This is a genomic window from Neobacillus sp. PS3-12 (assembly GCF_030915385.1).
GTDB lineage: Bacteria > Bacillota > Bacilli > Bacillales > Cytobacillaceae > JAEVLT01.
Genome location: NZ_CP133268.1, coordinates 4,880,715 through 4,894,753, shown reverse-complemented (window position 1 = coordinate 4,894,753; position 14,039 = coordinate 4,880,715). Strand labels below are relative to the sequence as shown.

13 protein-coding genes are annotated in these 14,039 nt (G+C 38.5%); 5 read left to right on the top strand and 8 right to left on the bottom strand.

Annotated elements, in window-relative coordinates; translation table 11 throughout:
* Positions 1–47: 47 nt before the first annotated feature.
* On the bottom strand, positions 48–2,360 hold the full coding sequence (locus RCG17_RS24610) for a xanthine dehydrogenase family protein molybdopterin-binding subunit (protein ID WP_308172647.1): 2,313 nt from the start codon (positions 2,358–2,360) through the stop codon (positions 48–50).
* A 152-nt stretch (positions 2,361–2,512) separates the two neighbouring features.
* On the opposite strand from RCG17_RS24610, the gene RCG17_RS24605 reads away from it, so the two are divergent.
* From RCG17_RS24605 to RCG17_RS24595, 3 genes are read left to right on the top strand one after another with little or no spacing between them, the layout of a single operon-like run.
* Positions 2,513–3,604, top strand: a complete 1,092-nt coding sequence (locus RCG17_RS24605) for a GerAB/ArcD/ProY family transporter (protein WP_308172646.1) — start codon at positions 2,513–2,515, stop codon at positions 3,602–3,604.
* A complete protein-coding gene (locus RCG17_RS24600) occupies positions 3,597–5,009 on the top strand; it encodes a spore germination protein (RefSeq protein WP_308172645.1) in 1,413 nt (470 codons plus the stop codon). The genes RCG17_RS24605 and RCG17_RS24600 overlap by 8 nt, the downstream gene beginning before the upstream one ends.
* A gap of 3 nt (positions 5,010–5,012) precedes the next feature.
* Entirely contained in the window at positions 5,013–6,179 is a 1,167-nt protein-coding gene (locus RCG17_RS24595; protein WP_308172644.1) for a Ger(x)C family spore germination protein, read from the top strand.
* 125 nt (positions 6,180–6,304) lie between these two features.
* Here the strand turns inward: RCG17_RS24595 and RCG17_RS24590 are convergent, their stop codons facing one another.
* A complete protein-coding gene (locus RCG17_RS24590) occupies positions 6,305–6,808 on the bottom strand; it encodes a collagen-like protein (protein WP_374120868.1) in 504 nt (167 codons plus the stop codon).
* Positions 6,809–7,015: 207 nt separating this feature from the next.
* On the opposite strand from RCG17_RS24590, the gene RCG17_RS24585 reads away from it, so the two are divergent.
* Both RCG17_RS24585 and RCG17_RS24580 read left to right on the top strand, forming a co-directional pair.
* The gene (locus tag RCG17_RS24585) at positions 7,016–7,468 is read left to right on the top strand and encodes a MarR family winged helix-turn-helix transcriptional regulator (protein WP_308172643.1); all 453 of its coding nucleotides are present in this window, start codon (positions 7,016–7,018) and stop codon (positions 7,466–7,468) included.
* Positions 7,469–7,494: 26 nt separating this feature from the next.
* Positions 7,495–8,013, top strand: a complete 519-nt coding sequence (locus tag RCG17_RS24580; RefSeq protein WP_308172642.1) for a spermidine/spermine N(1)-acetyltransferase — start codon at positions 7,495–7,497, stop codon at positions 8,011–8,013.
* A 148-nt stretch (positions 8,014–8,161) separates the two neighbouring features.
* Here RCG17_RS24580 and RCG17_RS24575 read toward each other — a convergent pair whose 3' ends face one another.
* From RCG17_RS24575 to RCG17_RS24550, 6 genes are all read right to left on the bottom strand, one after another.
* A complete protein-coding gene (locus RCG17_RS24575; RefSeq protein WP_308172641.1) occupies positions 8,162–8,344 on the bottom strand; it encodes a Fur-regulated basic protein FbpA in 183 nt (60 codons plus the stop codon).
* A gap of 172 nt (positions 8,345–8,516) precedes the next feature.
* Positions 8,517–10,601 carry a (Fe-S)-binding protein gene (locus tag RCG17_RS24570; RefSeq protein WP_308172640.1) on the bottom strand — a complete coding sequence of 695 codons (2,085 nt, stop codon included), beginning with the start codon at positions 10,599–10,601 and terminating at the stop codon, positions 8,517–8,519.
* Between the two features lie 64 nt (positions 10,602–10,665).
* Positions 10,666–11,640 carry an electron transfer flavoprotein subunit alpha/FixB family protein gene (locus RCG17_RS24565; protein WP_308172639.1) on the bottom strand — a complete coding sequence of 325 codons (975 nt, stop codon included), beginning with the start codon at positions 11,638–11,640 and terminating at the stop codon, positions 10,666–10,668.
* A 13-nt stretch (positions 11,641–11,653) separates the two neighbouring features.
* On the bottom strand, positions 11,654–12,424 hold the full coding sequence (locus RCG17_RS24560) for an electron transfer flavoprotein subunit beta/FixA family protein (protein WP_308172638.1): 771 nt from the start codon (positions 12,422–12,424) through the stop codon (positions 11,654–11,656).
* A gap of 109 nt (positions 12,425–12,533) precedes the next feature.
* Complete coding sequence (locus RCG17_RS24555; protein ID WP_308172637.1) at positions 12,534–13,184, bottom strand: CoA transferase subunit B; 651 nt, start codon at positions 13,182–13,184, stop codon at positions 12,534–12,536.
* A 145-nt stretch (positions 13,185–13,329) separates the two neighbouring features.
* Positions 13,330–14,031: a CoA transferase subunit A gene (locus RCG17_RS24550; protein ID WP_308172636.1), complete on the bottom strand. Its 702-nt coding sequence runs from the start codon at positions 14,029–14,031 to the stop codon at positions 13,330–13,332.
* Positions 14,032–14,039: the final 8 nt, after the last annotated feature.

The window sequence follows — 14,039 nt, the reverse complement described above, 5'->3', positions numbered from 1 at the left end:
AATAGGTCCTAAATTTAATAATTGTTTACAGACTAATCTTTTTAAAATCAAACTGTCTTTGCTTTCCAAATCAACTCTGGTATTAAGGGAAGATTGTTAAGTGGTACACCAGCAGCCAACGACAATGCATTCCCGAGAGCCCCAGGCATTCCCATTAAGCCTAGTTCACCGATTCCACGTGCTCCAAATGGTGCATCAATCTGCGGGTTTTCAACAAAATCAACCGAGTAATCTGGATTCTCTCCATAGCGGATCGGGCGATAGGTTCTAAGCTGCGGATTTAAGACCCTCCCATATTGATCAAAATAAAAAGTTTCTCTCGCCGCGAATGCGAGCCCCATACTCATTGCACCCATAACCTGACCTAATGCTGCTTTTTCATTAAGCACTTTTCCAGCATCCACGACTGCCGCAGCATGAACAAGTCTGTACGTATAATCTATGCGATCGAATTCTACCTCTACACCATATGCCGCCGCAGACCATTCCGGGCCGGGTTTCCCAGCACCCGTTTCCGGATCTAAACTCGTTATGTGGCGTAATATATATTTTCCTCTGCCAATGATTTGACCGCCAATCGCATTACCATTTGGATATTTATAACCGTAGCCGATATCTTTGAAATGAAGTCCAATTGATGGATCATCTCTTAAAAACACCCGACTATTCGCAACTTCCAGATCTTCCTTTGGTGCTCTTAACACACATGAAGCGACTTCTTTTAATTGCTTTATCACATCTTCAGCCGCATTTAAGGTAGCCCTGCCGGCCATAAACGTTCCCCTGCTGGCAACAGTCTTAAAATGTTCCGGCGTTGTCTGGGTATCGACTTCCATACGAACATGAACTTTATCGACATCCATTTTCAGTTTCTCCGCAAGGATTTGAGCGAGAACGGTCTTCGTTCCAGTTCCAATTTCAATAACGCCTGACATTAAATTGATGCTTCCATCCCGATTAAACGTTAAAATCACACCAGAGGGAGCGTTGGCATCAATCGTAGAAGTTTTCCAGCTGCAGCTTACGGCTTTTACTCGGACGAAACGTTCATCAATCTCTTTAATCTGGCCTTCGTCCCACTTGATCAGTTCTCTTATTCTCTCAATACATTGTGGTAAGTTTCCCAGATTGCTTTTATTCAAAAGAACCCTGGTCGGTGTCGTATCTCCTGGCCTAATGGCATTCATATAACGAAGTTCAAGCGGGTCCATCTGCAGTTTTTGCGCAAGTATATCCATTGTCCTTTCAATCACAAAGGTAAGCTCGGAATGGGAAAATCCTCTGAAAGGCGCCGCATACGGATGGTTGGTATACATACAGTACGAATCACACCAAACATTCTCAACATCGTAGGGGCCTGTGCAATCGACTGCCCCCGATCTCGTTACATCAATAGCTTTATCGGAATAGGCACCCCCATCCCATAAATATTGGATTTCCATCGCTTTAATTTTCCCGTTACGGTCGGCCCCAAATTTAACGGTTGCATCCAGTCCAATGTGTGAAGGCGATGTAATGATATCCTCTTCACGGGTATTCCAAACCTTTACAGGTCTGCCGCCAACAGCCTTTGAGGCTAAGTAGGCCCAAATTTCAAGCTGAACAGGAGCCTTTCCTCCATAAGCGCCTCCTACGAACGGCGTTTGAACAACAATTTTCCCCATATCCTCACCAAAGTACGTAGATATAAGTGTTTTAACCATAAAAGGTGCCTGAGAAGAGGTCATAATATTGATTGTTCCATCAGGTAATATTTCGCAAGTGGCACATCTTGTTTCCAATGCTGCATGGTCCGAAGGGGCAAAGGAATAACTCGCTTCTACCGTTACCTCACTTTCAGCCCATCCTTTTTCCATATTCCCTTTGCGAATTTTTATAAGGGTCGCAATGTTGGTTCTCGGAACCGGACTTGAATCTTTTTCCTTTTTATAATCACCTAACTTTTCATGGACGAGCGGAGCATCTTTTTGAAAAGCTTGAGTGGGTGAATTTACAACCGGCAATAATTCATAGGACACCTTAACCAGTGCAGCTGCTTTCATGGCCTGCCCTGGAGTATCAGCGACAACTAATGCAACTGGTTCTCCGTGATAGCGAACTTTATCAACAGCAATCGGAGGACGGTCACGAATTGCTTCCCCGATAAGAGGCAAATGTTCTCCTGTAACAATCGCTCTAACTCCTTGTACATTAAGCGCTTCTGATGTATCAATCGCCGTAATTCTGGCGTGCCCATATGAACTAATAACCTTTCTACAAGAAAGCATGCCGATTGATTGGTAATCATGCGTGTATTTCGCCCGACCAGTGACTTTATCCCACGCCTCTTTACGAATGACACTTTTTCCAATTACATTCAAGTCATTCCCTCCTAACGATCGGTTTCCGAAAACCTCTACTTTCCCAGTACATTAATATTCGTATACATTAAGATAAATACAGCTACTGAGAAAAAAATCAACGAATAGGATAAGGAAACAAGAGGAACAATATGGAAAAAAGGACTTGAAAAATGGAGAATAAGTTAAGGTTTATTTCAATTATTTATACAATTTTACTTTCTGTGGGCCTGTTTGCACACGTTGAAATTATTCCATTCCTCTTAACCACAGCAAAAAGAGACGCATGGATTAGTATCGTGTTAACGGTTATCATTCTACCTTTATGGATTTATCTTCTTTTCAAGATTGTGGACATAGTCAAAAACCGTTCCATTATTAAGCTTTTAAACGATCATTCTACCTTACTCTGTTATTACAGCCTTCTTTTACCAATAGCTCTCTATATGCTGCTTGATGCTTTTTTTACGGCAAAGGAAATTATTTATTGGTCACAACTGAGCTATATGCAAGGGTTTAACAGTTTTATCCTAGCTGTTGCATTGCTTATTTTCTGTTTATTATGTACCGAGTCTGGCTTTTTTTCTATTGGGCTCTTAAGCAGCCTTCTTTGCCCATTCGTTCTTTTATTAGGTTTTTTTATTTCTTTTGCAAATATTAAAAAAAAACATTATGAACTACTATTCCCATTGTTTACGGATGGATACGTACCAATCACCAAGGGTCTTATATTTTCTTCTTTACCTATTTTAGAGTTATTTATCATCATATTTTTAACTCCACTTTTAAGGAAAACTGTTTCAAGAAAGCAAATATTGATTGTTGGGCTTGTGATCATTGGGCTAATGCTTGGACCTACGATGGCGGCGATTGAAGAATTTGGACCTGAGCAGGCCTCTATGTATCGATACCCTGCTTATGAACAGTGGCGCTTAATTTCGATTGGAAGATATTTTTCACATACCGATTTTTTTGCAATTTATCAGTGGATTTCAGGTGGAGTGATAAGGATTAGTTTATTTGTCCTAATCTCATGTAGAATTCTGACAAAAGACAATAATAATCATAAGATAGTAAGAATGACATACTTGATCCTTTTTATTGCTTGTATCTATCCATTTGATCAAAGCACTTTGGCCTCCTTTATCTACGGATATTTCAGACCTTTCTCTTTTCTTTTATTAACCATACAAATTTTTATCTTAGCGTTATTTATCGTGAAAAATAAACAGAAGTGGTTAGGGGGAAGTATTCACCATGAATGATCATCTCTTCTCTATTGAAAAATTGAAGCAATTTTTCAACCATTCGTCTGATATTGAAATAAAAGTGGATAAAACTACGAACACTCCTTCCATTTTTGTGTATTGTAAACCCTTAACAGATACTAGTCTGCTCTCCTCTGCTATATTGCCGTATATTGAAAGTTCAGGATCCATTTATCAATCTTTGCAAATGGAGGTTATGAGCAAGGAGAAAATTAATACACAAAAAATAGAGGAAGCTATTTTTTCGGGAAAACTTATGGTAATACCTCCTGGGGAAAAGGTTTATTTTTATAACATAAGTAAGTCTCCAGCGAGACAGCCTGACGAGTCTGTAGCAGAAGTTTCGATTCGAGGACCGAAAGATGGATTTGTGGAGGATATCACAACCAATCTGGGTTTAATTCGCAAAAGGTTACGAACTTCCTCCTTGGTAGTAGAAGATTACACCATTGGAAAACGAACGAATACAAGGATTTCCCTTCTATATATAAAAGATATCATTAACGAACAGATTCTGAGCGATATTAAGGGGCGGCTGATGGCTTTAGACATTGATATCGTAACAAGTACTTCTATGCTGATAGAACATTTAATGAAGAATAAATTCACCCTTATTCCAGAAATCAACTATTCAGGACGGGCTGATTTCATTACTGAATCGATCAATCAGGGGAGATTTGCCATTGTAATAGATGGAGCCCCAACCGTTTTGATTGCACCGACAAATCTTTCTTTTCTATTTAAGACACCTGAAGATGATAACACTAGTTTTTATTTTGCTTCATTAGAAAGAGTCCTGCGCCTTTTAGGTTTGTTAACGACAATCTTTCTGCCAGGCTTTTATGCAGCCTTAATCACACATAATGTGGGTCAATTACCGCTTCCACTTATTGCAACGATTACAGTTTCTAGAATAGGATTGCCATTCTCTCCGCTTATAGAGATCTTCCTTATGCTCGTCATGTTTGAGTTATTTAAAGAAGGCGGCGCACGTCTTCCTAAAGGAATCGGACAAATCGTTGCAGTTATTGGTGGTTTGATCATCGGTGATGCGGCTATTCGAGGGGGCGTTACATCTCCGACAACACTCGTGGTCATCGGTGTAACTGCTATTTCCAGCTTTACACTGGTCAATCAGTCATTATCAGGTAATATTTTTTTTATTAGAGTATTTGTTCTAATTTTAGGCTATTTTATGGGTATTTTTGGTTTTTTCATTAGTCTGATGTTCGTTTTCCTTCTTTTAACAAGGTTAAAGTCGTTTGGAGTCCCCTTATTAGCAGACATCTCTACACCGGAGGGAAAAGATGTCTTATTTGCCTTTTTCCGAATCCCTTATTCATTCATGAAAAAACGAATTGCCTCTTTCCATATAAAAGATGGCACAAGATCAGGTGAATAAATAATGAGAAAGCGCATATTGATCGTTTTTCTACTGTCTTTATTAACGGGGTGTTCTAAAATAAATGAGATTCAATACGAAGCATATGCGGTGGGGATGGGTATAGATTATACAAATAATGAATACCATGTCGTGCTACAGTTCTTGGATTTCTCAAATGTAGCTAAAACAGAGCAAGGGAAAAGTGAGCAACCTAGTCCGATTTGGATCGGATCGGGGCGAGGGAAAACGATTGAAGAAGCGCTAACTAAGATCTATCATGGCATACAAATCCCAGTAAATTATGACCAAATAAGTTTATTCGTTTTTGGAAAGTCTTTATTAGAAAATAGATTATCCAGAGCACTAAAAGCTTTAGAAACGAATTTTAATATACGTTTAACAGGATTGACCTATGGTACAGAGGAGCCTCTAGAAAAAATTTTCACAACGAAAGTTCCGTTTAATTATGATTACTCCAATTCTCGGATAAATCATCCTGAATACATGCAGGAGCAAGACTCATCTATTCCGGCTATTTCGTTGCAAGAACTTATTTATCAATTTAATGAAAAAACAAAAACCATCATTTTGCCAGGTATAAAAAGCAACGATAAAATCATGAGAAATAATTTAAATAAATTCCCAGTTACTACTCTAAATGGAGCTTATCTTATAAAAGATGAAAAACTGACGAGCCAATTAACGGGAAGCGATCTTGAAGGTTTTATTCATATAAATAATCAATCAGTTCGATCACCAATAATAGTAAGGGAGCGGAAAGCAGGAAAAGAGGAACTTGTTCAAATCGAATTATTAAGACCAAAGGTCAAAAGGGTATTTAATAAAGAACAAAACGATGTACACATCGGATTAGATATAAAGGTTTCAGCCATTGTTAGAGAATCCGACCATGAGATCATTCTTTCCTCAAAAATTAAGAGAGAGATTGAGAATAAAATAAGAAATGAGGTATATGGGGTTTATTTAAAAAGCAAAGAAATCAGAGCAGATATCTATCAATTTGAGGACTATATGTATCGGTTTATGTACGAAGATTGGAAGAAATACCGAAAAGAGGCGAATTTCCCCAGTTTAAATAAAAAAGACATACGTGTAAAAATTGCCCCACTAAAAAGCATAAACAAAATTAATACTGGTAACAATCTGCTTTTTAATAACACTAAATAAGCCCTTGTGTAAGAATGTAGCAATAAAGTAATTCTCTAAAAAAGGCCGAATTTCCAAAGATATCGGAAATCCGGCCTTTTAATTTCTAATCTCAATCTATGCTCTGTTTTCTCGATACTTTAATTTTAAAAACACGTAAATGAAATAATATGTCTTGTATCAATACCAAAGATTGTCCAGAACCTTCCATTCCACCTGAAACCAGCAACAGACCTTGGACCTACGAAAATGGGATAAAACCAAAACCCTTCACCATTACTCAGCCATATAAAAGTATTACGAAACAGACACAACCTAATTGCTCCTGGATCAACAGCAAATGGTGTAGCAACTGCTTGCTGAGGGATAAATGGAGGAGGAGGAGCAGTTGGAGCTTGTGGAATTTGTGATCCTGGTAAACCTGGAGATCCCGGAAACTGCGGCCCTGGTAAACTTGGTAAACCTGGAGGTCCCGGAAACTGTGGCCCTGGTATACTCGGTACACCTGGAGATCCCGGAAACTGAGAACCTGGTAGACTCGGTAAACCTGAAGGTCCTGGAAACGGAGATTCTGGTAAACTAGGAGGAAATTGACGCTCCAATTGCTGATCATAATTCATATATGGAGAGTATCCTGTCTGATAATACATTTAAAAATCACCACCAAATCATAAATAAATCTATAAAGTATTAGTATGTGAACCTGATCTTATGTGAAGCTATTCCCAGTCTAAATTTCATGATTTGTGTATTTCTAAATGTTAGAAAAAAACTCTCTTTTTTGTTGTAAATACAACAAAAATATTATATTATGATTTAGGCATTTGTGAGGATAACAAATTGATGGAGTTGCATTTATGAAGGAAATTCTACGTGAAATTGGAATGATTGCCAGGGCATTGGATTCGATAAGCAATATAGAATTTAAAGAATATGATTTGACAAAAGGGCAGTATTTGTACCTTGTCCGAATATGTGAAAACCCAGGAATCATTCAAGAAAAGTTAGCTGAGATGATAAAAGTAGACCGAACAACGGCAGCTCGTGCCATAAAAAAGCTTGAAATGAATGGTTTTATTGAAAAGAAAGACGATCAACATAACAAAAAAATAAAAAAACTCTTTCCAACAGTGAAAGGGAAAAACGTTTATCCTTTTATAAAACGAGAAAATGACCATTCCAATATCGTGGCATTAGCTGGACTTTCCGAAACAGAAGTAGAAACCCTTTTTAATCATCTTCAAAGAGTTAGAAAAAATATAGAAATAGACTGGGAATTTGTAAAAAAGGGAAACAAAAGAAAATATTGATTATATAAAAGGAGCTACATATAAAATTGACTATCAATATTACAAAGTGCACACTTGACGATTTACTCATACTTCAAGATATAAGTTATGAAACATTTACCGAAACATTTGGGCATCAAAATTCACCCGAAAATATGAAAGCCTATTTGGAAAGGGCATATAACTTAAAGCAATTAGAAAATGAATTGTCCAACAATTCTTCGGATTTCTTTTTTGTTTATTTTAAGAATGAAATCGCTGGTTATTTAAAGGTTAACACCAATGATGCCCAGTCTGAACAAATGGGTCAGGAATTACTTGAAATTGAGAGGATCTACATAAGGAAAAAATACCAAAAAGAGGGACTCGGTAAATATTTGATCACTAAAGCAATCGAAATAGCAATAAAGCGTAATAAAAAGAAAATCTGGCTGGGTGTTTGGGAGAAAAATGAAAATGCAATTGCCTTTTATCAGAAAATGGGGTTTGTCCAAACAGGAGCCCACTCCTTTTATATGGGGGATGAAGAGCAAATAGACTTAATAATGATGAAAACTCTCATTTGACATACTCATAGACTAAGTATTTTTGATCAAACAAGAAACAAAGTTGGGTGTATAGAAGTGCTTATTTAAAAGTTCCTAATTTTTATATAGGAATTAATGAGTGATAAGCAAAAACGAGTGTCCCAAAAGGTTCACTCGTTCTTTTTATTTAAACCCACTGAATGGATCCAAACTCACCATGCGGATGGTTTTCTAATTTATATCTTCTATACTCATATTCTAATTTCCATAGTGGCCAATCATAAAGCTGTTGATCGTCTTTATTATAGACGTTAAAAAAAATTAATTTATTAATAAGTTTTGTTCGCTTCTTTTCTTCATTTTTTCTCATGAGAAACACTCCTTTAGTTTTGCAAAAGCTTCCCTTGAATACAACAGCTTTTAAATCGTTTTCTGATTAATTTTATTTTAAACATATAATTCCTATCTGTAAAGTATGAATTTAAAAATAAAAATAGAGGGTGTCCCAAAAGTGAATTCTTCAGGGACATCCCTCCTAATTTTTATATTAACGATTTTTCAAGAATTTCTACCACATCTAAGGTTTGGACTTTTTCGTCAACTTCTTTTGCCTTCGTTCCATCACCGATCATCGTTAAACAGTATGGACATCCAGTACTAATGACGGTTGGATTGGTTTCAAGAAGCTGCTCCGTTCGTGCTACATTGATTCTTGTTCCGGTATGTTCCTCCATCCACATAAGTCCACCACCGGCACCGCAGCACATTGCTGTTTCACGCTTCCTTTCAGGTTCTACCACTTTGACACCAGGGATAGATTTTAATATGTCACGCGGGGCATCGTACACATTGTTGTAGCGCCCTAAATAACAGGAATCATGATAGGTAATCGTTTCATCCACATGATTCTTTGGCGATAATCTTCTCTCTTTAATTAATTTTGCCAGCAATTCAGTATGATGATAGACTTCTGCTTCCAAACCAAATTCGGGATATTCATTTTTTAGGGTATTAAAAGCATGTGGATCAATCGTTACGATCTTTTTAACATTATACTTTTTAAAGGTTTCAATATTTGCATTTGCTAACTCTTGGAATAAAAACTCATTCCCAATCCGCCGCGGTGTATCCCCAGAGTTCTTTTCTTCATTACCAAGGATCGCAAGCTTCACTCCTGCCTGGTTCATCACTCGGGCAAAGGATTGAGCAATCTTTTGACTTCGGTTATCATAGGAACCCATTGAACCTACAAAGAAAAGGATGTCAAACTCTTCTCCAGCTTTTTTCAATTCTTTTACAGTTGGAACCTTTACATCCTCTAACGGATCCCTCCAATTCGCCCGTTCTTTTCGGTTCATTCCCCATGGATTACCTTGTCGTTCAATATTCGTTATTGCTCGCTGTGCATCGGGATTCATTTTCCCTTCTGTCAGAACAAGGTAACGGCGCAAATCGATGATTTTATCCACATGCTCATTCATGACAGGGCATTGGTCCTCGCAGTTTCGGCATGTTGTACATGCCCAAATTTCTTCTTCTGTAATTACATCGCCAATTAAACTAACGTTTTCCAATGAAACTGCTGCCTCTTTAGCACCATCCATTCTGCTGGCTAATGCTAATTGATTCCCTCTCGTATGTTGAAAAGCAAATGCAGGCAGCCATGGCTGTCTCGAGGTAACTGCTGCACCTTTTTCCGTTAAATGATCCCTCAATTTTAAAATTAAATCCTTCGGTGAGAGCATTTTACCTGTTCCTGAAGCAGGGCACATATTGGTACATCGGCCACACTCGACACAGGCATAAAGATCTAATAACTGCTTTTGGTTAAAATCTTCAATTTTACTAACACCAAATGTTTCCTGTGATTCGTCTTCAAAATCAATTGTCGATAGTTGCCCGATTTTATGGGTTCGGCCTAACCAAACATTTGCCACCCCTGCAATTAAATGGGCATGCTTTCCTTGGGGAACATATACTAAAAATCCAAGTAAAAATAAAAGATGTCCCCACCAAAAGACAAAGAATAGGGCAGCGGCAGCACTTTGCGGTAGCCAGTTAAATCCGATGGAAATTACTGAAGCAATTGGTTCCACCCAGCTAGATTCATCCCCGAGCCAAATCATATTCATGCCGTTAGCCAATAACGTACATAGCATAAGTCCTGTAAGAAAAAAATAAACAAGTCCTGCTTTAAATCCTCGTTTTAAACGAACAAGTTTCTCAATGTAGCGACGGTAGAAGCCCCATGCTGTAGCGAATAAAATCATGAAGACAACAATTTCCTGAAAGAAAGTAAAAAATGGATAAATTGGACCAAGTGGAAGATGGGACCCAGGAGCAAGTCCTCTCCAAATGAGATCAATGGCCCCAAATTGAACAAGTAGGAAGCCATAAAAATACATAACATGCATGATACCGCTCTTTTTATCCTTCAAAAGCTTTTTTTGTCCTAATACATTGATGAGAATTTCATCAATTCTCTCTTTTGTCGTTCGGTTGAATACAGCTTTTTTCCCTAACTTTATATAGTGATAGCGAGTTTTGACTAATACTGCAAATAAATAGATCGCATATCCTGTAACAATTAGGAATAGAAGAATATTGAAAATATGTAAAATATTCATCCTACCGCTCCTTTAAGAATTTATGAAAAGTCGAATCCCTTTAAAAGATTCGACTTTTTTAATGCTAGTAAACAGCTACACTTTTAAACTCTTCTATTAATAATGGTATAACTTCAAACAAGTCTCCCACTATCCCATAATCGGCGATGCTGAAAATGTTTGCTTCTGGATCTTTGTTAATGGCCACAATCACCTTCGCATTGGACATACCTGCAATGTGCTGAATGGCACCTGATATTCCGCAAGCAATGTAAAGGTCTGGTGTTACCACTTTACCTGTTTGACCAATCTGAAGGGAGTAGTCACAATAGTCTGCATCACATGCACCACGAGATGCCCCAACGGCACCACCTAACAATTCGGCCAATTCCTGTAAAGGTTTAAATCCTTCTTTACTCTTAACTCCACGTCCTCCGGAAACAATTATTTTCGCTTCGGAAAGGTCAACCCCGCTTGTCGCTTTACGAACAACATCTTTCACAATCGTGCGTAAATCTTTTATTTCCACATTCACTGAAGCTATTTCTCCAAAACGTGACTCGTCTTTTTCAAGTGATTGGATATTATTTGGACGAATAGTGGCAAAAACCATTCCATCCGTAATCACTTTCTTTTCAAAAGCTTTACCAGCGTATATTGGGCGGGTAAAGCTAACCTGATCTACATTTACTTCAATATTTATTGCGTCAGATATAAGTCCTGCTCTAAGCTTTGCCGCAACTCTTGGAGAAATATCTTTTCCGATTGAAGTATGACCTAAGATAAAGCCTTCTGGTTTTTCCTGCAGGATTACTTGCATAATGGCCTGCGAATAAGCATCTGATGTATAGGACTCTAAATCATGATGCTCGGCGATTACCATGCGATCGGCACCATACTGAATCATTGTATTTGCAAGACTCTCGGCTTCCTTGCCGAGCAGCAAACCAACCACCTCTCCACCACTTGCAATTTGCTTTGCTGCAGCTATTGCTTCAAAGGATACATTTCGCAATTCACCTTGACGTACCTCACCAAAAACTAAAACTTTTTTTGCCATATTATTTGCCCCCTTAAATTACTTTTGCTTCAGTTTTTAATAAAGAAATAAGTTCTTGTGCTTGCACTTTCAAGTCGCCGTTAAGTATTTTTCCAGCGCCTTTAACTGGAGGCAATGAAACCTCTATTGTTTTAGATTTTCCTTCAACATCATCTTCTTCTATGTCCAAATCATCTAAATCAAATCTTTCTAGAGGCTTTTTCTTCGCCTTCATTATGCCTGGCAATGAAGGATAACGGGGCTCATTTAATCCTTGCTGGCAGGTCACAACCAGCGGAAGCTGAGCTTCTACAATTTCAATATCCCCCTCGACATCACGTTCAATGATGGCTTTATCACCATCAACAGTAAGCTTCGTAATGGTTGTTACCACACCAATTCCTAGTTCTTCTGCAAGTCTTGGTCCAACCTGTCCTGAACTGCTATCTACAGTTACATTTCCTGCTAAAATGATGTCTGCCTCTTTATCTTTAAGGAAAGTGGCTAATATGGCTGCAGTAGAGAATGCATCCCCATCTTCCACATCTTCATCACTAATATGTACAGCTTTGTCAGCACCCATGGCGAGAGCAGTTCGAAGTTCTTTTTCTGCTTCTTCTTCACCAATTGTAACAACTGTTATTTCGCCGCCATGCTCTTCTTTCAATTTAATTGCCTCTTCGACCGCATATTCATCATAAGGATTAATAATGAATGTTGCGCCGTCATCGGACACTTTTCCATTTTTAATTGAAATTTTTTCTTCTGTATCAAAAGTGCGCTTCATGATTACATAAATATTCATTGATCTTCCTCCTCAAATGAAAACCTTTGGTTCGTTCAACCTATGTCTTAGAAAGAAATGAAGGTATAATTCCTCAGATTTAGGAGGGTATTATACCTTGTCCATAACCTTACTTAGTCGGTGATTTTATGCTAACCTTAAATGAAGCCTCTGTTTTTTCTTGCACTTCCTCAACCGATACTCCGTCCTGTGTTTCGACAAGAACCATTCCTTCCGGAGTAAAATCAAATACAGCCAAATCAGTGATTAAACGGTGCACCACTTCTTTGCCAGTTAGAGGAAGCGTACACTCTTTTTTGACTTTTGATTCTCCGTTCTTATTCACATGTTCCATAATGACAACAACCCGTTTTGCGCCGTTCACCAAGTCCATGGCTCCGCCCATTCCTTTGACCATCTTCCCTGGAATCATCCAATTAGCCAAATCTCCTGTTTGAGAAACTTCCATTCCTCCTAAGATGGCAAGGTCGATATGTCCACCGCGAATCATGGCAAATGATTCAGCACTGTCAAAATAAGAAGCGCCAGGTACCGCCGTTACCGTTTCTTTTCCCGCATTGATTAGGTCGGAGTCTTCTGTACCTTCAACCGGATATGGGCCAATGCCCAATAAGCCATTTTCTGATTGAAGCAAGACGTTGTATTCGCTTGGAATTTCATTGGCAATAAGGGTTGGGATCCCAATCCCTAAATTTACGTTCATTCCGTCCTGAATTTCTTGAACTGCACGTTTAACAATGGTTGATCTTGTGTCCTTCAATCCGCTCACTCCTTGTCTCTTTTTCTTCTGAAAAGGCTGTGTTAACAATGACCTTTCACACTGCCTTTGAAAAAACTGTCCCTCACTCATTTTTATCTATTAAACTGTAAAAGCTTGTCCTACAGAATGAACTACTTGAAAAAGATTAAGCCTGTACGACTGTACGTCTTTCAATCCGCTTTTCATAATTTGTTCCGAGCAGAACCCGTTGAACGTAGATTCCAGGCGTATGAATTTCGTCCGGAGCTAGCTCTCCTACCCCAACAATTTCCTCGACTTCTGCAATCGTAATTTTCCCAGCTGTTGCAGCCATTGGATTAAAGTTACGTGATGTTTTTCGAAAAACAAGGTTTCCAAGCGGATCGGCCTTCCAGGCTTTTACCAGAGCGAAATCGCCGACAATCGCCTCTTCTAATAAATAGGTTTTTCCGTTAAATTCCTTGTGCTCTTTTCCTTCTGCAATCGGAGTTCCCACCCCAGTAGCCGTATAAAAACCAGGTATGCCAGCTCCGCCGGCACGAATTCGTTCCGCAAGTGTTCCTTGAGGGACCAGCTCTACCTCAAGTTCACCGGACAAAAATTGCTTTTCAAAAATTTTATTTTCACCGACATACGATGATACCATTTTCTTAATTTGCTTATTTGCCAAGAGCAAACCAAGTCCCCAATCATCGACGCCGCAGTTATTGCTCACAACTGTTAAATCCTTCGTTCCTTGATCTCTTAAGGCAAGAATTGCTTTTTCTGGAATTCCACACAGGCCGAAACCACCAACGATGATTGTATCGCCATCTGAAATATCTTGTATTGCTTCTGCGAAAGAATTGACAATTTTTCCATTCTTCATGCCGAACT